This is a genomic window from Bradyrhizobium sp. CCBAU 53421, assembly GCF_015291625.1.
Taxonomy (GTDB): Bacteria; Pseudomonadota; Alphaproteobacteria; order Rhizobiales; family Xanthobacteraceae; genus Bradyrhizobium.
In genome coordinates this window covers 22,414-42,935 of the sequence record NZ_CP030047.1, presented here as the reverse complement: position 1 = coordinate 42,935, position 20,522 = coordinate 22,414, and the positions used below count along the sequence as shown (strand labels likewise).

Annotated in this window: 16 protein-coding genes; 6 read left to right on the top strand and 10 right to left on the bottom strand. The window is 64.9% G+C overall.

Annotated features, from left to right (window positions below; all coding sequences use genetic code 11):
* Window positions 1-82: 82 nt before the first annotated feature.
* The 4 genes from XH92_RS00170 to murJ all read right to left on the bottom strand — a co-directional run bounded on the left by XH92_RS00170 (window position 83) and on the right by murJ (window position 4,033).
* Window positions 83-652, bottom strand: a complete 570-nt coding sequence (locus XH92_RS00170) for a NifU family protein (protein ID WP_194457441.1) — start codon at window positions 650-652, stop codon at window positions 83-85.
* 142 nt (window positions 653-794) lie between these two features.
* The gene (locus XH92_RS00165; protein ID WP_050406209.1) at window positions 795-1,289 is read right to left on the bottom strand and encodes a universal stress protein; all 495 of its coding nucleotides are present in this window, start codon (window positions 1,287-1,289) and stop codon (window positions 795-797) included.
* 86 nt (window positions 1,290-1,375) lie between these two features.
* Entirely contained in the window at window positions 1,376-2,428 is a 1,053-nt protein-coding gene (trpS, locus tag XH92_RS00160; RefSeq protein WP_194457440.1) for a tryptophan--tRNA ligase, read from the bottom strand.
* A 66-nt stretch (window positions 2,429-2,494) separates the two neighbouring features.
* Entirely contained in the window at window positions 2,495-4,033 is a 1,539-nt protein-coding gene (gene murJ / locus XH92_RS00155; protein ID WP_194457439.1) for a murein biosynthesis integral membrane protein MurJ, read from the bottom strand.
* Between the two features lie 236 nt (window positions 4,034-4,269).
* Here murJ and XH92_RS00150 point away from each other — a divergent pair, with 236 nt between their 5' ends.
* Complete coding sequence (locus XH92_RS00150) at window positions 4,270-5,271, top strand: adenosine kinase (RefSeq protein ID WP_194457438.1); 1,002 nt, start codon at window positions 4,270-4,272, stop codon at window positions 5,269-5,271.
* A 208-nt stretch (window positions 5,272-5,479) separates the two neighbouring features.
* On the opposite strand, the gene XH92_RS00145 is transcribed toward XH92_RS00150, so the two are convergent.
* Window positions 5,480-7,192: an AMP-binding protein gene (locus XH92_RS00145; RefSeq protein WP_194457437.1), complete on the bottom strand. Its 1,713-nt coding sequence runs from the start codon at window positions 7,190-7,192 to the stop codon at window positions 5,480-5,482.
* 147 nt (window positions 7,193-7,339) lie between these two features.
* Window positions 7,340-8,533, bottom strand: coding sequence for a serine hydrolase (locus XH92_RS00140; RefSeq protein ID WP_194457436.1), 1,194 nt, complete (start codon window positions 8,531-8,533; stop codon window positions 7,340-7,342).
* Window positions 8,534-8,880: 347 nt separating this feature from the next.
* Between XH92_RS00140 and XH92_RS00135 the strand changes: the two genes are divergently transcribed.
* Together XH92_RS00135 and XH92_RS00130 are read left to right on the top strand one after the other, a co-directional pair.
* A complete protein-coding gene (locus XH92_RS00135) occupies window positions 8,881-9,204 on the top strand; it encodes a hypothetical protein (protein WP_194457435.1) in 324 nt (107 codons plus the stop codon).
* A 149-nt stretch (window positions 9,205-9,353) separates the two neighbouring features.
* Window positions 9,354-10,850, top strand: a complete 1,497-nt coding sequence (locus tag XH92_RS00130) for an NAD-dependent succinate-semialdehyde dehydrogenase (RefSeq protein ID WP_194457434.1) — start codon at window positions 9,354-9,356, stop codon at window positions 10,848-10,850.
* Window positions 10,851-11,028: 178 nt separating this feature from the next.
* On the opposite strand, the gene XH92_RS00125 is transcribed toward XH92_RS00130, so the two are convergent.
* Entirely contained in the window at window positions 11,029-11,229 is a 201-nt protein-coding gene (locus XH92_RS00125; protein ID WP_194457433.1) for a hypothetical protein, read from the bottom strand.
* A gap of 368 nt (window positions 11,230-11,597) precedes the next feature.
* Between XH92_RS00125 and XH92_RS00120 the strand changes: the two genes are divergently transcribed.
* Window positions 11,598-13,628: a TonB-dependent siderophore receptor gene (locus tag XH92_RS00120; protein ID WP_210345529.1), complete on the top strand. Its 2,031-nt coding sequence runs from the start codon at window positions 11,598-11,600 to the stop codon at window positions 13,626-13,628.
* Between the two features lie 46 nt (window positions 13,629-13,674).
* On the opposite strand, the gene XH92_RS00115 is transcribed toward XH92_RS00120, so the two are convergent.
* Window positions 13,675-14,574 (bottom strand): amino acid ABC transporter substrate-binding protein, encoded by a 900-nt coding sequence (locus tag XH92_RS00115; RefSeq protein WP_194457431.1) that lies wholly within the window; start codon window positions 14,572-14,574, stop codon window positions 13,675-13,677.
* A gap of 139 nt (window positions 14,575-14,713) precedes the next feature.
* Here XH92_RS00115 and XH92_RS00110 point away from each other — a divergent pair, with 139 nt between their 5' ends.
* Together XH92_RS00110 and XH92_RS00105 are read left to right on the top strand one after the other, a co-directional pair.
* Window positions 14,714-15,415, top strand: a complete 702-nt coding sequence (locus XH92_RS00110; protein ID WP_194457430.1) for a GntR family transcriptional regulator — start codon at window positions 14,714-14,716, stop codon at window positions 15,413-15,415.
* A 60-nt stretch (window positions 15,416-15,475) separates the two neighbouring features.
* The gene (locus XH92_RS00105; RefSeq protein WP_194457429.1) at window positions 15,476-16,846 is read left to right on the top strand and encodes an FAD-binding oxidoreductase; all 1,371 of its coding nucleotides are present in this window, start codon (window positions 15,476-15,478) and stop codon (window positions 16,844-16,846) included.
* Between the two features lie 101 nt (window positions 16,847-16,947).
* Here the strand turns inward: XH92_RS00105 and XH92_RS00100 are convergent, their stop codons facing one another.
* Window positions 16,948-19,101, bottom strand: a complete 2,154-nt coding sequence (locus tag XH92_RS00100) for an SLC26A/SulP transporter family protein (RefSeq protein ID WP_194457428.1) — start codon at window positions 19,099-19,101, stop codon at window positions 16,948-16,950.
* A gap of 317 nt (window positions 19,102-19,418) precedes the next feature.
* A complete protein-coding gene (locus XH92_RS00095; RefSeq protein WP_194457427.1) occupies window positions 19,419-20,465 on the bottom strand; it encodes an alpha/beta fold hydrolase in 1,047 nt (348 codons plus the stop codon).
* Window positions 20,466-20,522 lie beyond the last annotated feature (57 nt).

Below are 20,522 nucleotides of genomic sequence, written 5' to 3'. Positions count from 1 at the left end.
GCGAATAGCGAATGCGGAATGGCGAACAGAGTGCTGGAGGAGAACGCTATTCGCGATCTGCCACGCGCCATTCGCCGCTCCATCACATCGGCCGGACTTCCTGCACGTCGGGCACGAAGTGCCGGAGCAGGTTCTGGATGCCGTGTTGCAGGGTCGCGGTCGATGACGGGCAGCCGGCGCAGGAGCCCTTCATGTTGAGATAGACGATGCCATCCTTGAAGCCGCGGAAGGTGATGTCGCCGCCGTCATTGGCAACCGCCGGGCGCACGCGGGTCTCGATCAGGTCCTTGATCTGCTCGACCGTCTCGGCGTCGGCCTCGTCGAAGAACTCTCCTTCCTCGTCGAGGGCGTCGTCGCTGGCTGCGGTGCCGTCGGCGAGCAGCGGCGCACCCGACATGTAGTGCTCCATGATGGCGCCGAGGATCGCGGGCTTGAGGTGCTGCCAGTCGCCGTCTGCCTTGGTCACGGTGATGAAGTCGGCGCCGTAGAACACGCCGGTGACGCCTGACACGGCGAACAGCCGTTCGGCGAGCGGCGAGCGGGCGGCGGTCTCGGCTGACGAGAATTCCATGGTGCCGCTGTCGAGCACCAGGCGGCCCGGGATGAACTTCAGGGTGGCGGGATTGGGCGTAGCTTCGGTCTGAATGAACATTTGCTGTCTCCGGCGTCGCCGGTTCAAGGCCGGCGCGTTGGGTTCCCCCATCAAATGGCAACTAAAAAGCCTGCGATCAAGCGCCAAAACCGCGGTTCCAGGCCCGTATCCATGCACTGGAGCCTTCGGCGCTCATATTGCGCTACGACAGGGCGTCGATCTCGGCGTCGGTCAGGCCGCCGGGCACGATGGTCACCGGGATCGGGAACGCCCCCATGGTCTTGGCCATCGTGGTGATGATCGGTCCGGGCCCCTCGGCGCCGGGATTGGCGGCGAGCACCAGCATCGCGATGTCGACGTCCTTGTCGATCACGTCGAGGATCTGCTCGGTCGGGTCACCCTCGCGAATCACCCGTTCGGGAGTGATCGCGGCGATCCCGTTGGCGCGGCCGGCGGCGCGGTCGAGCGCCTCGTTCGCGGCCTCCTCGGCCTCCGCGCGCATGATATCGGCCACCCCGAGCCATTGCTGGTTCTGGTCCTCGGTCTCGATCACCCGCAGCATCACGACGCCGCCGCCGACCCGGATCGCCCACCGGCTGGCGTAATAAACCGCACGGTCCCATTCCGCCGTGTCGTCAACGATGACGAGGCATTTCGGCTTGTGACCTGTCTCGTAGCTGCGTCGCTGGGTGGTCATGCATGTCCCGGTGCTGGCCAAACCAACCCATGGTGCCACACTCCCTCCCTGTTGGGGAGAGGGAGCGCGCAGTTCTGCCGGCGATGTCAGCGCGGGCGGATGAAGCCGACGATGTCCTTTGTCATGCGCATGGTCTCGTCGGCGATGATCCGTGCACGGTTGGCGCCGTCGACCAGGATCGCATCGACATGGCCGGGATCGGCCATCAGCTTCTTCATCTCGGAGGCGATCGGCGCCAGTTTTGCGACGCAAACCTCGACCAGGGCGTTCTTGAACGTGGAGAATTGCCCGCCGCCGAACTGCGTCAGCACCTCCTGCTTGGTGGTGCCGGCGAGCGCCGCATAGATGCCGACAAGGTTGTCGGCCTCGGGGCGGGTCTCGAGGCCCTTTTCCTCCGACGGCAGCGGCTCCGGATCGGTCTTCGCCCTGCGGATCTTCTGCGCGATGGTGTCGGCGTCGTCGGTGAGGTTGATGCGGGAATTGTCCGACGCATCCGACTTCGACATCTTCTTGGTGCCGTCGCGCAGGCTCATCACCCGCGTCGCGGGCCCCGTGATCAGCGGCTCGGGCTGCGGGAAGTAGAGGCCTTCATTGAAGCCGTGGCCGCGGATCGAATCGCCGAAATCGTTGTTGAACTTCTGCGCGATATCCCGCGAGAGCTCCAGATGCTGCTTCTGGTCCTCGCCGACCGGCACGTGGGTGGCGCGGTACAGCAGGATGTCGGCAGCCATCAGCACCGGATAGTCGTAGAGGCCGACGGAGGCGTTCTCGCGGTCCTTGCCGGCCTTCTCCTTGAACTGTGTCATGCGGTTCAGCCAGCCGATGCGTGCGACGCAGTTGAAGATCCAGGTCAGCTCGGCGTGGCCGGCGATCTGGCTCTGGTTGAACACGATGTGCTTCTTGGCATCGATACCCGAGGCGATGAAGGCCGCGGTCACCTCGCGGGTGTTGCGTGCGAGCTCGGCCGGGCCGCCCCAGACCTCGACGCCCTGCGTGATCGCGTGCATGTCGACGACGCAATAGATGCAGTTATGGGTCTGCTGCATCTTCACGAAGTTGACGATGGCGCCGAGGTAGTTGCCGAGGTGCAGATTGCCCGTCGGCTGGACGCCTGAGAAAACCCGTTCAACGAACGCCATGGTCTCGATTCCCGGAAATGGCCGATTTTGCCGCGTCGTTTGCCACTTAAGCCCGGCGCGCGCAAGTCAGGCGGGGCGTCTTTGCCTGACGGCGTTAACCGCGTCGCGCCAGCCGGTGACGCCGAAAAGCTGCAAGAACAGCCCGTAACCGGCGATCCCGGCCGTGATCAGCACGAGGAGGGAGGCTGCCTGCACGAAACCGTGGCTGCCGGCTGTCGGCAGCGCGCCTTCGGCGAGCCAGAGCAGGACGCCCATCGCGAGCGCCGCCGCGAGGATGCGCGGCAGCCGGCGGCGCGCCGCGGCATCGATCGAGAAGCCGAAGGTGGCGGCGCCCTTGCGGATCAGCGCCAGCGCATTGCTCCAGGCGCCGAGCGCGATGCCGGCGGCGATTCCGCTCGCGCCGAACACATGGCCAAGCACGAAGGCCGCCGCGATTGCCACCACGATGGCCTTCAGCGTTGCGAACAGCGGCGTCATCGTGTCCTCGCGGGCAAAGAACGCCGGCGATAGCGCCTTCACCAGCACATGCGCCGGGAGCGCGAGTGTCAGCCAGATCAGGGCCTGCGCGGTGGCCGCGGTATCCTCCGCGGTGAACGCGCCGTGCTCGAACAGCATCCGCACGATCGGTTCGCTCAGCACCATCAGGCCGAGCGTTGCGGGCAAAGCGAGCCCGACCGCGAGTTCCAGCCCGCGCGATTCCGCGTCCGCGATTGCGCTGGATTCGCCGCTGCGCACCGCGCGCGTCATCTCCGGGATCAGCACCGTACCCATGGCGACGCCGACGATGCCGAGCGGCAGTTCGAGCAGGCGGTTGGCGAAATAGAGCCAGGACACCGCGGATGGCGAGGTCGACGCGATCACGGCGCCCGCCACGACAAGCCATTGCGGCGCGCTGCTCGCGACCATGCCGGGGACCGCGCGGCCGAGAAAGCCGCGCATGTCAGGATCGAAGGAGATCCGGAGCGGCGCGGCGAGTTTTGCACCGCGCAGCGCCAGCATCGACAGTTGCAGGAAGCCGGCGACGCCGATCGTCGCCGCCATGACAAGCGCGGCCTGCACCGGGTCCTGCTGCCGCGCCAGCAGCACGGCCATCACTGATATCAGCGCGATGTTGAACAGCAACGGCGAGAACGCGGTCAGCGCGAAGCGTCCCTGCGCATTGAGCAGCGCCATCATCACGGTGACGGGGCCGGCGAAGGCAAGATAAGGCAGCATCAGCCTCGCGTTGTCGACCGCGAGTTGCAGCGTATCGCGGCCGACGAAGCCCGGCGCGATCGCCGCGATCACCAGCGGCATCAGCACGCCGATCACGAGCGCGGCCGCGATGACCGCGGCACTGACGGTGCCGAGCACGCGGCCGGCAAAGGCGGTTGCCGCGGCCATGCCCTCCGTGTCGCGCGCCTTAAGCCAGGCCGGCACCAGGGCGGCATTCAATCCGCCCTCGGCCAGCAGCCGCCGCACCACATTAACAAGCTGGAATGCCGCCAGGAACGCATCCGCCACCGGCCCCGCGCCGAGCAGCGCCGCGATCACGGAATCGCGCACGAAGCCGAGCAGTCGCGAGGCCAGCGTTCCCGTGGAGACGGTGAGGAAGGAACGGAACATGAGGCATCTATACCAGCCACGAGCCCTGCTGCCAGCAGCACCCTGTTGGACCCGTCACCCTGAGGAGCGCGGCACGCGCGTCTCGAAGGGTCGACGGCCATCAGCCGGGCCGTGCATCCTTCGAGACGCGCTTCGCGCTCCTCCGGATGACGGAACGTAGAGCTTCCCTTGCTGCCCCGAGGCGTAACGTGATAGGTCGCGGCTCTTGTTGGGTGGCGTTAACACAGGGCAGGTCTATGGCTGACGCAAAATATGACGTTCTCGGGATCGGCAACGCGATCTTCGACGTGCTGGTGCAGACCGACGAGGGGTTCCTTGCCCGTCACGGCATGACCAAGGGCTCGATGCAGCTGATCGACGAGGCGCGCGCCACCGCGATCTACGGCGACATGGGCGTGGCGACTGAGATGTCGGGCGGTTCGGCCGCGAACACCATCGTCGGCGTCGGCAATCTCGGCGCCCGCGCCGCCTATGTCGGCAAGGTCAAGGACGACCAGATCGGCAAGCTCTACGTCCACGATATCCGCGCCGCCGGCGTCACCTTCGACACCGCGCCGGCCAAGAGCGGTCCGGCCACCGGCTGCTCCTACATCCTGGTGACGCCGGACGGCGAGCGCACCATGAACACCTATCTCGGCGCCGCGCAGGACCTGACGCCAGACGACATCGATCCGGCCCAGATCGCAGCCGCGAGCATCATCTATCTCGAGGGCTATCTTTGGGATCCGAAGAACGCCAAGGACGCCTTCGTGAAGGCGGCTGATATCGCGCATGGCGCGGGGCGCCAGGTCGCGCTGACCTTGTCGGATTCGTTCTGCGTCGATCGCTACCGCGACGAATTCCTCGATCTGATGCGCAAGGGCATCGTGGATCTCGTGTTCGCCAACGAGTCCGAGCTGCACTCGCTGTACCAGACCTCGGATTTCGACACCGCGCTGAAGCAGTTCGGCAAGGACACCAAACTCGGCGTCGTCACCCGCAGCGAGAAGGGCTGCGTGGTGATCTCGGGCGATGGCGTCGTATCGGCGCCCGCCTCTCCGATCGACAAACTGGTCGACACCACCGGCGCCGGCGACCTGTTCGCCGCCGGCTTCCTGGTCGGTCTCGTCCGCAATGTCGGCCACGAGAATGCCGGCCGCCTCGGCGCGCTTGCCGCGGCCGAAGTGATCCAGCACATCGGCGCCCGGCCGTTGGTGTCGCTGAAGGATCTGGCGAAGCAGCAGGGGCTGCTGGTGTAAGCGCGGAGCTCTTTCTTGCCTCGCCCCGCTTGCGGGGAGAGGCCGGATCGCATCGTAAGATGCGATCCGGGTGAGGGGGAGTCTGAGCGTACTCATCTTCATCGAGTTTGCGGAGACGGCCCCTCACCCCAGCCCTCTCCCCGCATCCGCCTTCGCCCGAAGGCGGGCTTCGGCGGACAAGAGAGCGGGGCGAGGAAGAAGAGAGGCATCACGCCGTCTTCGCGGCCTTCAACCCCAGCCGCTGCTCCACCGCATCGCGCATCACGAATTTCTGGATCTTCCCGGTCACCGTCATCGGATATTCCTCGACGAACTCGACATAGCGCGGGATCTTGTTGTGGGCGATCTGGCCCTGGCAGAACGCGCGGACTTCGTCGGCGGTCAGCGTCTCGCCGGCTCGCACGCGAACCCAGGCGCACAGTTCCTCGCCATAGCGCGCGTCGGCGACGCCGAAGATCTGCACGTCCTGGATCTTCGGATGGCGGTAGAGGAATTCCTCGATCTCTCGAGGATAGAGGTTCTCGCCGCCGCGGATCACCAAATCCTTGATGCGGCCGACGATGTTGCAATAGCCCTCGTCGTCGATCACGGCGAGATCGCCGGTGTGCATCCAGCCATTGGCGTCGAGCACCTCGCCGGTCTTTTCCTTCTCGTCCCAGTAGCCGAGCATCACGCTGTAGCCGCGGGTGCAGAGCTCGCCGCGTTCGCCGCGCGGCACCACCTTGCCGTCGAGATCGACGACCTTGACCTCGACATGCGGATGAATGCGGCCGACGGTGGAGACGCGCCGCTCCAGCGGATCGTCGGTCGCGCTCTGGAAACTCACCGGGCTGGTCTCGGTCATGCCATAGGCGATCGTCACCTCGCGCATGTTCATCTCGGTGTTGACGCGCTTCATCACCTCGATCGGGCAGGGCGCGCCGGCCATGATGCCGGTGCGCAGTGACGACAGGTCGAAGCGCGCGAACTCCGGATGGTCGAGCTCGGCGATGAACATGGTCGGCACGCCGTACAGCGTCGTGCATTTCTCCTGCGCGACGGTCGCAAGCGTCGCCAGCGGATCGAAACCTTCGCCGGGATAGACCATGGTGGTGCCGAGCGTGACGGATGCGAGATTGCCCATCACCATGCCGAAGCAGTGATAGAGCGGCACTGGGATGCAGATGCGGTCCTGCTCGGTCAGGCGCATGGCGCGGCCGGTGAAGTAGCCGTTGTTGAGGATGTTGTGGTGGGTCAGCGTCACGCCCTTGGGCGAGCCGGTGGTGCCGCTGGTGAATTGAATATTGACGGGATCGTCGAATTGCAGGCTCTCACCGAGCACCGCGAGCTGCTCGCGGTGGCGCTCATCGCCCATCTGCGACACCGCATCGAATGGAATCGTGCCCGGTGCCGCCGGTCCGCCGATCTGGATCACGGCGCGCAATTGCAGCAGCCGCGCCGAGCGCAGATGGCCGGGTGTGGCGCTCGCAAGCTCGGGCAGCAGCGTGTTCAGCATCTCCATATAGGCCGAGGTCTTGAACGCGGTCGCGGTCACGATCGCGGCGCAGCCGACCTTGCCGAGCGCGAATTCGAGCTCGCTCAAGCGATAGGCCGGATTAATGGTGACGAGGATCAGACCTGCTTTGGCGGCAGCGAATTGCGTCAGCGTCCATTCCGGCCGGTTCAGCGACCAGATACCGATCCGCTCGCCGCGTTGCAGCCCGAGCGCAAGAAAGCCTGCCGCGAGCGCTTCGACACGGTCGGCGAATTCGTTCCAGGTCCAGCGCACATTGTGGCTGGGCGAGACCAGCGCCTCGCGCTCGCCCCAGCGCGCGCGTGCGCGGTCGAGGCTGCGGCCGATGGTTTCACCGAGCAGCGGCGTATCGGAAATGCCGCAGACATAGCTGTCTGCCTTGCTATCTCCCTTGGGCGTGGGTGCCAAGCTCGTCCTCCTCGTGGTCGTGTTCGTGTTGTCACGCTTTTTTGCGCGATCTTAGTCGTTTGGCGCCGGCAGGACAGGCCCGACCTATGGCGGGTACGAAAAATCCCTCCCCGTGGGGGAGGGATTTCTTGTTGCCTGACTGGAACCTCAGGCCGCCCGCTGTCCGCTGCCGGCATCGAGGCCGGCATAGATGCCCTTCTCGAAGCCTGCGAAGGCTTCCAGGCTGTGCTTGTCGGCGAACGGCAACAGCTGGGTCAAGATCACGCCGCAGACGTCGCGCGACGGATCGATCCAGTAATAGGTGTTGGCAAGGCCCGCCCAGGCGAGGCTGCCGGCGCTGCGGCCTTCCGGCGTCTTGGCGGTGTTGATCAGGAAGCTCAGGCCCCACTTCTTCACCTGGTCCGGATAGAGGTCGACATCGTTGGTGTACGGCGGCGCCGCCGTCGTCATCTTGCTGACGCTGAGATCGCCCATCTGGTTCTGCCCCATGGCCGCAATGGTCTCCGGCTTCAGCAGCTGGGTGCCGTTGCCTTTGCCCTTGTTGAGGATCATCTGGCAGAACTTGATGTAGTCGGCCGCGGTGGAATAGAGGCCGCCGCCACCCATGTGGAATTCAGGGTTCTGCTCGAGCTCGAACGGGATCGCGGTCAGCGTGCCGTCCTCGCCGCGCGCATGCATGCCGACCAGCCGCTTACGCATGTTGTCTGAAATCTTGAAGCCGGTGTCGCTCATGCCGAGCGGCGCGAACATGTTGTCACGCAAATACGCATCGAGCTTCTTGCCGGATGCGGCTTCCACTGCCTTGCCGACGAAGTCGATATTGATGCCGTATTCCCAGCGCGTGCCCGGATCGCTCGCGAGCGGCGTCTTCAGCGCGGCATTCAGGCAGGAGATGATCCCGGGCGTGCCGGTCTTCTCCATGTATTTCCCCATATCGGCGTTCCACAAGTCGTAGCAGAAGCCGGCGGTGTGGGTCATCAGCTTGCGCAGCGTGATTGGCGCCTTCGCCGGGCGCAGCTTCGGCTCGCCCTTGGCATCGAAGCCGTCGAGCACCTGCACGGCGGCGAGATCGGGCAGCAGCTTGCCGATCGGCTCATCGAGCGAGAGCTTGCCCTGCTCGACGAGCTGCATCGCGCCCGCGGATGTCACGGCCTTGGTCATCGAGGCGATCCAGAACACGCTGTCCGCCGTCATGGCATCGCTCTTGGAAAGGTCGCGCTTGCCGAACGCGCCTTCATAGATCACGTCCTTGCCGGTGGCCGCGACGGCGACCACACCGGGAATCTCCTTTGCCTCGCTCTTCTGCCGCAATACCTGATCGATCTGAGCCTTGCTCTGCATTGGGGGCGTCCTCCGGTGGGTTTATTGTTTTGAAACGGGGCGGATCATCCTCCCGCTTTCGGGGTCCCGCAAGGCGGGTGCGATGCGATGACGTCGCGATGTCGTGAAGGCGGGCCGCATAGGAACGGCCTCGCTGAGACGGTGTTCACCACGCGCGCAGATTTTGCGGTGGACTCGGCACGGGTCCCGGTGACCCCGCAAGGCAGCCACGGTAACGTGATCCACGAGTTGATTTCCGTACCTGTTTTTTTGCATTAACGCATTCAGATCGCTGCACAAACGGTGCGGCGGATTGGGATGGATTTGACGAAAAGATTCGTCATTTCGCGCCTTGCGGGGACGCAGCAATGATTTCGACATGGAGTGAATGGAAGCGCTATCCGCGGCCGGGCCGCGGCGAGAATATCGAGGCGCCGATCAGCCCAGGTCTGTACGAAGTTCGCTACGCGGGTACCGGCGCGCTGCACTCGTTCGAGGCCGTCGATAACGTCGCCCATGCGCTGGCGTTGTTGCAGACCGGCGCCAAGTCGTGGTTCGGCCGCCGCGATGCGCGGGCGCAGGCCGACCTCGAATACCGGACCTGCGCAACCTCGACCAAGGCGGATGCCAAGGCCGCGGCCGAACGCATGATCGGTCGTCGTGAAACCTACATGTCGGGCGGCGCGATCTGACACAAAGGCGTCATTTCGGGGCGACGCGCAGCATCGAACGGCGCCGCGTTTGCGTCCAAGCAGGGTCGCGCCGGGCGCCAGTGCATCGCAGCGGCTTTCCGCCTATATAGGCGGCGAATACCTCCCAAAGAAATTCAAGGAGTAACGCCATGACCCCGCCCGTTGCCGCACGCGCCACGCAATCCGCAGCATCTTCCCTGCAAAGTCGCCTGAAGGATCCGTCGCTGCTGCGCGATCGCTGCTACATCGACGGCGCCTGGGTTGGCAGCCCCGAATTCGCCGTCAACAATCCGGCGACCGGCGCCGAGCTGATCAAGATCCCGCAGCTGAGCGCCGATGATGCCACCAGGGCCGTCGAGGCCGCCCAGCGCGCGTTTCCGGCCTGGGCCAAGCTGACCGCCAAGCAGCGCTCCAACATCTTGCGCAAATGGTTCGATCTGATCATCGCCAACCGCGAGGATCTCGCGCTGATCCTGACCTCCGAGCAGGGCAAGCCGCTGGCGGAGGCGCTCGGCGAAGTCGATATCGGCGCCGCCTATGTCGAATTCTTCGCGGAAGAGGCGCGTCGCGTCTACGGCGAGACCATTCCGACCCAGCGTCCGGATGCCCGCCTGCTCGCGATCAGGCAGCCGATCGGCGTCTGCGGCGCCATCACGCCGTGGAATTTCCCGAACTCGATGATCACGCGAAAAGTGTCGCCGGCGCTGGCCGCCGGTTGCACGGTGGTGCTGAAGCCCGCCAACGAGACGCCGCTGTCGGCGCTCGCGCTGGCAGCGCTGGCCGAGAAGGCAGGCGTGCCGAAGGGCGTGTTCAACATCATCACCGGTGATGCGTCGCCGATCGGCAAGGTGCTGTGCGAACATCCGGCGGTGCGCTTCGTCGGCTTCACCGGTTCGACCGAGGTCGGCAAGATCCTGTACCGGCAGGCGTCGGTCGGCGTGAAGAAGCTCGGCCTCGAGCTCGGCGGCAACGCGCCGTTCGTGGTGTTCGACGATGCCGACATCGACGCGGCGGTCGAGGGCGCCATGGTCTCGAAGTATCGCAACATGGGCCAGACCTGCGTCTGCGCCAACCGTCTCTACGCGCAGGACAAGATCTACGACCAGTTCGTCACGAAGCTGTCGAAGAAGGTTGCCGAGATGAAGATCGGCGACGGCACCGAAGCGGGTGTGGCGCAGGGGCCGCTGATCAACATGGAAGCGATCGAGAAGGTCGAGCGGCACATTGCCGACGCGGTGAAGGGCGGCGCCAAGATCGTGACCGGCGGCAAGCGCTCGGCGCTCGGCCGCAGCTTCTTCGAGCCGACCGTATTGTCGGACGTGAAGCCGGACGCGCTGGTGGCGCATGAGGAAACCTTCGGCCCGCTCGCGCCGGTCATTCGCTTCAAGGACGAGGCGGATGTGATCGCGATGTGCAACGCCTCGCCGTTCGGCCTCGCCTCCTACTTCTATTCGCGCGACATCGGCCGTGTCTGGCGCGTCGCCGAGGCACTGGAGTCGGGCATGGTCGGTGTCAACTCCGGCCTGATCACGACCGAGGTCGCACCGTTCGGCGGCGTCAAGGAATCGGGCCTCGGCCGCGAAGGCTCGCGCCACGGCATGGATGAGTATGTCGAGATCAAATACGTGATGATGGCCGGCGTCTGATCGCTGAGTAACCTGTCCCTTCGCCTGCATCGGCGAGGGGACACATGCCGGCGAATCCGTCAGTCGCCATTGTCGATCGCTTGGTCTGCCGCGTGCGACAAATCACCGCGTCTGCCGAATGATGTCGCTTCGATCGCGACGACGACCGCATCAAGAATCTTTCTAATCTCGAAGCGAGCTAGAGCATAATCCGGAAAAGTGTGAAGCGGTTTTCCAAAAAGATCATGCTCAAACAAGGAGCTAAAGCGCGATGATGATTCAACCCAATCTCATCGCGCTTTGGCAGAATCAAGCAGCGTACGCGCGATGCCACGCAACGGAAGAATATTAGAATCATAGAATCTGCCGCATCAATATCGCCTCGCGCAGCAAGCTTCATCCCCGTTTCCTAGATACGTTCTAGTTGGCGTCGCAGCGCATGCTGCTTATGCCCCGGTGGTGCTCGAACTCTGACGATGTTCGGGCCGAAACCAAGAACAAGAATCCGGGGACTTCATGCTCGTCACTTCAAACGTTCCGTGCGCATTCCGACTCGCGTGCGCATCGCTCTTCCTGACCACGGTCCCTTCGTTCGCACAGTCGCCGGAGCAGCCGCCCGCAAGCGGTGCCGCGCCGCTTCCGCCGGTCGTCGTGGCCGCGCCACAGCACCGCGCCGCGCCGGTTCGGAGACCGTCGTCGTCACGGGCGGCGCGCTCGTCGGCATCGCATCAGGCGAGCAGGCGTGCGCACGCGCCGGCGCCCGCGGCAATGCCCACAGCCGGTGCGCAGCAGGCGGCGTTGCCGGTGCCTTATGTCGGTGGCCAAGTTGCGCGCGGCGGACAACTCGGCCTGCTCGGCAACAAGGACTATATGGATACGCCGTACAGCCTGACGAGCTACACCGAGAAGACGATCCGCGATCAGCAGGCAACCAGCGTTGCGGAAGTGCTGACGAATTCCGATCCGTCGGTGCGCGCTGCGATCGGCAGCAGCAACCGTTACGACGCGCTGACCATCCGCGGCTTCCGGGTCGAGAACAGCGAAATCGCCTTGAACGGGCTTTACGGTCTCGTTCCGGCCTATCGCGTCAACCCGGCTCCGATCGAGCGCATTGAGCTGCTCAAGGGACCGGGTGCCTTCCTCAACGGAATGGCTCCGCAAGGCAGCATCGGCGGCACCGTCAACGTCGTGACCAAGCGGGCGACGGAAGACCTCACGCGCCTGACCGCGGGCTACATTTCCGACGGACGTTTCGGAACGGAGCTCGACCTCGCACGCCGCTATGGCGAACAGAAGGAGTGGGGCGTTCGCTTCAATGGCGGGATCGACGGCGGCAACACCGCGATCGACCGGCAGTCCACGCGCAACGGCGTTGGTTCGCTCGGCGTCGACTATCATGGCGAACGCTTGCGCTGGTCCGCGGACATTATCTCCCAGGACGACTGGATGAAGGCGGCCCAGCGCGGCTACACGCCGCTGCCCGGCATCGCCATGCCGAAGGCGCCCGATCCGCGCATCAATCTCGCGCAGCCGTTCGACTACGCGCGGTCGCAGAGCCTGACCGGCTTGACCAGGGCCGAATACGATCTCAGCAACAACGTCACCGTGTTTGGCGCGATCGGCGCCAACCAATTCCGCTACGACAAGCAGGAAGACCCGGGTGCGACGATTCTCAACACCGCGGGCGATGCGCGGGGCACATCCCGATTCCAGACCGGCAAGTCGGAGGGCGTCTCGGGTGAGGCGGGCGTCCGTGCGCGTTTCGACACCGGACCCGTCGGCCATGAGGTGGTCGTCAGCGGCAGCGCGCTCGACCGGACCGATTGGCTCGGCCAGACCAACTACGCGACCTACCTGACCAACATCTACCGACCGACCTTGTTGGCGAGTGCGGGCACGCCGGTATCGACGTTCCCGGAGGGCAAGTCGGGATTCCTCGGACTGCGCAGTGTCGGCGTTGCCGATACCATCACGACCATGGGCGGCATGCTGCAAGTGATCGTGGGTGCGCGCCAACAGCAGGTGATCGCGAGCAGCTTCGATCCCGTGAGCGGGCTGGAAACGACGCACTATGACGACAGCGCAACGTCGCCTTCGATCGCCTTGGTGGTGAGGCCGATCAAGCAGCTCTCGCTTTATGCCAACTACATCGAAGGCTTGACGCCTGGGCCGACGCCGCCTTCCGGCGCGGCGAACACCAATGCGGTGTTCGCCCCCTTCAAGACGCGGCAAGTGGAGGTCGGCACCAAGCTCGATCTCGGAGGCTTCGGCGCGAGCCTCTCGGCGTTCCAGATCAGCCAACCGAGCGGTGTGATCGATCCCATCACCAAGATCTACACTCTCGATGGCCAGCAGAGAAACCGTGGTGTTGAAATCAATACGTTTGGCGAGGTCGCGCCCGGCGTCCGCGTCCTCGGCGGCGTGACCTGGCTCGATGCCCAACTCACCCAAACGCAAGGCCACCTCTACGACGGCAATCGCGCGATCGGTGCACCCGACCTGCAGGGCAATTTGGGCGTCGAATGGGACACCCCTTTCGTGCCGGGCCTCACCGCGACCGCGCGTGCCATCTACACCAGCCGGGCCTATGTCAGCGCCGACAACGTCCAAAGCGTCCCCGCCTGGACGACCTTCGACATCGGTGCGCGTTACGCGACGACTCTCGCGGGGCGTCCGACCACGTTCAGGGCGTCCCTGACCAATCTGTTCGACAAGCACTACTGGATCGGCAATCCAACCGGCTATGTGATCAGCGGCATGCCGCGGACGCTGTGGCTGTCGATGACGGTCGATTTCTAGGGCATGATCCGGAAGAGTACGAAGCTGGCGATCCGGCGATCGCCGGTCACACGCCCTTGTCGTTCGGATTGGCGACGGCATCCTTCAGCGGCGCCGTCATCGGGAAATTCAGGTTCACGTTCTTCGGCGGAATCGGCCGCGTGAACCATTTCGCGTAGAGCTCCTGGAATTCGTTGCTCTTCATCATGGTGACCAGCGTCTTGTCGACCAGCGCCTTGAACTCCGGATCGCCCTTGCGGATGATCAGTCCGTAGGGCTCGGTGCGCAGGCTGTCGTCGATGATGCGCCAGTCGGACGGATTGGGGCTGCCGGCGATCAGGCTGGCGAGCAGAATGTCATCCATCACGAAGGCGTCGCTGCGGGAGGTGGTCAGCGCGAGGAACGACGCGGCATGATCCGGCGTCAGGATGTTCTTGGTCTGAAAGTTCTTCGCCTGGGCGCGCGTGCTGAGCAGTCCGATCGAGGTCGAGCCTGAGGTCAGCGAGACCGGCCTTCCGCCGAGATCCTCGAAGGTCCTGATCGGTGCGTCCTTCTGCACCACGGCGCGGATGCTCGACACGAAGATCGTGGTGCTGAAGGCGACGACCTTCTGCCGCTCCAGCGTGTTGGTCGCGGGACCGCAGACGATGTCGATGGTGCCGTTCTCGATCAGCGGTATCTGGGTGGAAAGCTGGATCGGCTGCAGCCTGGTCTGCAGCGCCGGCAGCTTGAGCTCGGTCTTCACCACGTCGACGATCCGCGCGCAGAGGTCCATCGCAAAGCCGACCGGCTTCTGGTTGTCGTCGAGATAGGAGAACGGCACCGAGACGTCGCGGTGCCCGAGCCGGATTTCGCCGGTGTCGCGGATCTTCGCCAGCGTACCGCCGGGCGACTGGGCCTGTGCCGGGGCGGATGCCGCAACGGCAAGAAAGGCAAGATAGATCAGTCGCTTAAGTGCTCTGCTCATCAGGTCCTCGCGGCCGCCAGCAATATTGGATATGATAGACAACGATTTTATACACAGGATTGCATAATCCGCAATCCGATTTTATACAATGCTGGCTTGGTCGGATATCTTGACTCGGGTCGCCAGAGGAAATGCCAGGATGGAACCTGTAGCCGCAGCCAGCCAACGAGGGGCCGGACCTCACGGCTCCGCGCCGGACGCCGTGCGCGAGGCGCTGCGCGCCGCGATCAGCTCCGGCGAGCTCGCACCCGGACTGCAGCTCCGTCAGGACGAGCTCGCCGCGCGGTTCGGCACCAGCCGCATCCCGGTGCGCGAGGCGCTGCGCCAACTCGAGGCCGAGGGTTTTGTCACCTTCCTGCCCAACCGCGGCGCCGTCGTCTCCGATTTGTCGATCGACGAGGTGATCGAGCTGCTCGAGATCCGCATCGCACTCGAGTGCCACGCCTTGCGCCTGGCGATCCCCGCGATGGGCGAGATCGATCTCGAGGCGGCGACGAAAATCCTCCGCGCCTACGACGCCGAACCCGATCCGGCGCAATGGGGCGCCTTCAACTGGAAATTCCACGCCACGCTCTACGCGCCGTGCAACCGACCGCGCCTGCTCGGCATGATCGAGGCGAATTACGGCCACGTCGGCCGCTTCACCCGGGCGCTGGTGTCGCAGGCGACCGGCAAGGAGCGTCCGCAGCGCGAGCACTACCGGCTGCTCGAATTCTGCCGCGACGGCGAGGTCAAGAAAGCCGTCCGCCTGTTGCGCGACCACATCGAGGAGACGCAGAAGACGCTGCGCTCGGCGCAGCGCCAGGCGTTGCGCGATGCTGGCCCCGAACGGTCGGCCTGATTGCCGCACGGACAATTTGAATCATCGCAGGCCCCGTTGCGGGACTTTGGGAGACTATGCGTGAAGACCAATGACGTCGAAATCCTGGTGATCGGTGCGGGCATCGTCGGGATCGCTACCGCCTATTACCTCGCCGTCCAGCACAAGCGCTCGCGCCTGCTGATCGTCGACGAAGGCCAGCCGATGGCACTGACCTCGGCGCAATCGGGCGAGAACTACCGCAACTGGTGGCCGCATCCGACGATGGCCGATTTCACCAACCATTCCACGGACCTGATGGAGGAGATCGCGCGCCGCAGCGACAACCGCATCCATATGACGCGACGCGGATATCTGCTGGTCACGCGTGAGGAAAAGCCCGAGGAGCTGCTGCAGCAGCTCCACACCGGCTATGGCGAGCAAGCGGCCAAGCTGATCCGCCTGCATGAGGGTACAAGTCGCGGCTATGTGCCGCCGCATTCGGCGGACTGGCAGAGCGCGCCCGACGGCGTCGACGTTCTGCTCGGCCGCGATCTGATCCAGACGCACTATCCGGCCTTCGACAAGAAGATCGCAACCGCGCTGCATATCCGCAGGGCGGGCGATATCAGCGGGCAACAGCTCGGCCAGTACATGCTGGAAACCATGCGCCCGCTTGGCGTTCAATTCCAGCAGGCGAGGGTGGTCGGCATCGCGAAGACCGATCGCTTCGCCGTCGAGGTGCTGGCCGACGGCGCGCGGCAAACCATCAAGGCCGATCTCATCGTCAACGCCGCCGGCCCGTTCGCCGCGCATGTCGCGGCGATGCATGGCGAGCAACTGCCGATCGTCAACGTGCTGCAGCAGAAGATCGCCTTCGCCGACCGCAACCGCGCGGTCGATCGCAAGATGCCGTTTGCGATCGATCTCGACGGCCAGACGCTCGCCTGGTCCGATGACGAGCGCGAGGCGCTGTCGGCGGCGCCGGAATACGCGCCGCTGCTGGCGCCGATGCCGGGCAGCATCCATTGCCGGCCCGATGGCGGCGATCATGGCGAATGGATCAAGCTCGGCTGGGCCTTCAATGCCGAGCAGACCATCGAGCCAGTGCGCGAGCCGGAGCTGAATCCTTACTTCCCTGAAGTCGTTCTGCGCGCGGCGAGCCGGCTGCAGCCGCGCCTTGCGCAATATCTCGGCGCGCTGCCGCGCGACCGCGTGCACTACGGCGGCTACTATCCGATGACGAAAGAGAACTGGCCATTGATCGGGGCTGCGAAGACGCCGGGCGTGTTCCTGGCCACCGCATTGTCGGGTTACGGCACGATGGGCGCCTGCGCCACCGGCGATCTCTGCGCCCGCGCCGTTGTCGGCGCGCCCGCACCCGCATTCGCCCGCAGCCTCTCGCTCGCGCGCTATGACGACAGGGCGCTGATGGCCGAGCTCGCGGCGAGCGAAAGCCGCGGGTTGCTGTAGTTCGTCGCCGTAGCCCGGATGAAGCGAAGCGAAATCCGGGAACTATGTCGTCACTTGCGAGATCCCCGGATTGCGCTGTGCTCCATCCGGGCTACGCGCTGTCAGCGCCGCAACACTGCGATGGTGCGGTTGGCAAAGGTCAGCCGCTCCGCCATCACGGACACGAAATATGTCAGCAGCTTGTGGCTGAGCTCGGGGTCCTCGTCGCGGATCGCCGTGAACTGGTGGGTGTTCAGCACATAGAGCACGCTTGCCGTCTCGGCCTGGATGGTCGCGCTGCGCGGGGTGTGCGCGACGAGGCCCATCTCGCCGATCGTGGTGTAGCGGCCGAGGCTGCGCACCCGCGTGGAGCGGCCGTCGTCGGCGGGCACCATGATGCCGACGCGGCCATCCAGGATGAAGTGCATGGAATCGGCGGCGTCGCCGGCTCGCACGATGACCTCGCCGGCGTCGACCTCGATGCGCTGGCAGCGCCGGATCAGCGCGTCGGCATCGCCCTCGCTGTCGAGCAGTCCCGTGAACCAGCCGCGCAGGTCGGCCTCTTCCTGCGCGAGCTCCTGGTGTTGCGCGATGATCTGGTTCTCGCACCACTCCAGTGCGTGATCGAGCTCGTCGATCACGGTGACACCCTCGGTGATGAAGTCGCTGGCGCGCAGCACCTGCTCGGCCTTGGCCGACAGATGCACCAGCACCAGCTCGACGCCGACCTCGTGCGCGCTGCGCTTGATCTGCGCAAAGCTGTAGACCGCCGATGAATCGACGCCGGTGACGAGCTTGAAGTCGAACAGCAGATAGCGGCACTCCGGGTGCTCGCGGAGCAGCGCCTTGACGTGCTGGTAGAGCCGGTTGGCGGAGCCGAAGAACAGGTAGCTCTGCAGCGTCAGTCCCTGGATCTTGCCGCCATGCGCCTGCAGCACATCCCGATCGTCGCGCGAGCGATCCAGCGAGCTGCGGTATTCCGAGCCGTCAAAACCGTATTTGATCGCCTCGACCCGCGCCGCGCTGAGCGCAAAGGTGGCGCAGCCGATGATGATGCCGATCAGGATGCCGGGCACGAAACCCCAGGCCACGATGATAACGATGATCGCGAGCAGCGAGAAATATTCGGTCTGCGACAGCCGCTTGCGCGACTCGATCATCCATTTGTGCAGCTGGTCGGCGCCGAGATAGATCAGGAGCCCGCCGAGCACGAATTTAGGCATGTAGCCAAGCAGCTGTGGCGCCACCGCCAGCATCAGCAGCGAGATCGCCGCAACCGTCAGGCCCGACAGCCGGCCGCGTCCGCCACTGGAGAAATTCAGGATCGAACGGCTGACCGAGATGCAGCCGGCATAGCCGGCAAGCGCGCCGGTCAGGATGTTGGCGAAGCCGGTGATGTTGAGCTCGCGCTCGAGATTGGCCTCGCGATGCACCGCGACCTCGATGCCGGTGGTGTTGAACAATGTGCTCGCCGCCGTGACGAAGACGACGGCGATCATGTTGCCGAGCAGGTCCGGGACCGCCGACCACGGATACTGCGCGAGCTCGGCCGCGTGCCACGGCAGCATGAAGGTCGATGCCGGCGGCGGCTGGAAAGTCCAGCCGGTCAGATGCGCCTCCTCGGGCGTCAGGCCGATGATCCAGAACGTGAGATGCGCCACCACCACGCCGCCGACCAGGATGATCGGCAGGCCAAACGGGGTGCGCGAGCGATGCCAGGTCAGATACAGCACCAGCGCCATCGCGCAGGCGGCGCTGAGCTCGGAGATCGTGATGATGTTCGTGAAATGGAACAGCGTGCTGAGCTGCACGGGATAACCGGTGATCACCCTGATCGCACCCAGCACGATCAACAGGCCGGTCGCGCCGAGGAATCCGCCGACCACCGGATAGGGCACATAGCGGATGGCGCGGCCGAGCCGCGTCAGCCCGAGGCAGCACAGCACGATGCCGGTGACGATGGTCGAGAGCCCCAGCGTGATCAGCACCGGCGTGAGCAACGGCGCCGCCGGATTGGCGGCACTGATGCGCTCGACCAGCGAGGCCATCAGGATTCCTGTCACTGCAGCAGTGGAGGTGTCGGGGCCGGCGACGGCGAAGGGCAGCGAGCTGCCGAGCGCGATGAAGGTCGCGAGCACCGCCGAGGAGATGAACGTCGCCGCGACGCCATATGACAGATACGGCGACAATGGCCCCGCGAAGATCAGCAGCGCGTAGGACAGGCCGAACGTGATGCCGAGCACGCTGGCCGCGCTGCCGCCCAGAACGTCGTGCATGGCCCGCCGCGCCCGCGAGCCGAAATAAAGCGATCGACTAATCACGTTAAAAAATGTCCTGAAACTTTCGCCGCCAGTCGTAGACGAGCCCGGCGCAGGACCACAACAGGATTTTTGTGACAACCAATTCTCAACGCGCGCAGTTTCGTCCCTCCCGGTTGCGGGGAGGGGCGGGGACGGGTTCCCGGATCGGATGGATCGATGCGAACCGACTGCCTAGAGCATGATCCGGAAAAGTGCGAAGCGGTTTTCCGAAAAGATCATGCTCAAACAAAGAGCTAAAGCGCGATGACGATTCAACCCAATCTCATCGCGCTTTAGCCGAGGCCGTCCATGAAGGCGCGTAGCCGCGGCGCCCATTTGTGCGCGTCGCGGCCCGATGCGGAGTGGCCGTAGTCGCTGTCGAGCAGAAAATAATCGGCGTCGACGCCGGCGGCCTTCAGCGCCGGCATCACCTGCGGCGCCAGCTCCGGCGGGAATAGCTTGTCGGTCCGCGACAGGACATAGAGCACCTTGGCCTTGATCCGTGCGAACTGCGCGGTCACGTCGAAGCCGCGCAGCGCCTTGCCGAGCGTCAGCAGCGAATTGGCGTCGAACCCTCTGGCCCATTCCGCCGCCTCGGCGCGGATCGCGGCCTCGATGTCAGCGGGGTCGGTCAGCGTATCGCGCAGCCGCGTTTCGACGCCATAGCTCTTCAGCGTCACGGTACGGATCTGGATCATGCTTTCGAGCACGCCGCCGAGATCGTAATAGTCGCCGCCGTTCCAGTTCGGATCCTGCGACAGCACCGCCATCAGGCGCGCAACATTGCCCTCGGCGCGCTCGCGCGGCACCAGCGGCGCGGTGACGACGGCAGCGATGCCGCGCATGGCGTCGGGATAATTCACCGCCCATTGCAGCGCCTGGAAACCGCCATAGGACGGGCCGACGATCGCAACGAGCTTGTCGACGCCGAGATCATCGAGCAGCGCCCGCTGGGTGGCGATGATGTCGCCGACGGTGATGTCAGGGAAGCGCGGCCCGTAGCGCTGGCCGGTCCGCGGGTCGATGCTCGCTGCATTGGTCGAGCCGTAGGAGGAGCCCAGCATGTTCGGGCAGATCGCGAAGTAGCTGTTGGTGTCGACGGCCTTGCCGGGACCGACGATCTCGCACCAGCTGCCTTCGCCGGTCGATCCGCCGGGATCGATCATCTGCGGCCCGCTGGTGTTGCCGTGGGTCACCAGCACGACATTGTCGCGGTTGGGCGCCAGCGTGCCGACGGTGCGGTACGCGATGGTGACCTCCCCCAGCACGCTGCCGTTCTCCAGGCGGAAATCGGTTGTCGTGAAGCTCTTCAGCTCGGTTGCGATCGATGGTGCGGGCATCTTCCTGCTTTCGGAGTGATCCGACAACTCAGCATGTCGGCGGCCGGAACGCAAAGG